The sequence below is a fragment of the Gilvimarinus sp. 1_MG-2023 genome, from assembly GCF_030548285.1.
This window is the reverse complement of the sequence record NZ_JAUOSC010000352.1, coordinates 1-368: the sequence shown is the minus strand read 5'-3', so window position 1 is coordinate 368 and position 368 is coordinate 1. Positions and strand designations below refer to the sequence as shown.

The window sequence follows — 368 nt, the reverse complement described above, 5'->3', positions numbered from 1 at the left end:
ACACTGACTCTGGCAGGCTATCCGACCCGCGGCAACCCGATGACAGCACTGGTAACGGGCAATGATGATCACGGCCACCCGGCACCAGAGCCTGATCGTCTGGCGGATGGCGAACACTACACATCGATGAATTATCGTAATGGCCCCGGCGCTGTCGCCATGCCGCGTCCGGCCATCAGCGCCGACGAAGCTGAATCACCAGACTATCGTCAGCAAGCGTTGATACCCATGTACTCAGAAACCCATGGCGGCGAAGACGTCGCCGTCTACGGGGCTGGCCCCTGGTCCCACCTGCTGGGTGGCACCATGGAACAACACTGGCTGTTTCACTTGATGCGTCATGCCCTGACCGTCGATACCGCAACAGG

At 60.3% G+C, this 368-nt stretch carries 1 protein-coding gene; it reads left to right on the top strand.

Annotation, left to right across the window (positions count from 1 at the left end; translation table 11 throughout):
• Positions 1 to 39: 39 nt before the first annotated feature.
• On the top strand, positions 40 to 368 hold a 329-nt coding region (locus Q4563_RS17150; RefSeq protein WP_303605353.1), incomplete at its 3' end, for an alkaline phosphatase.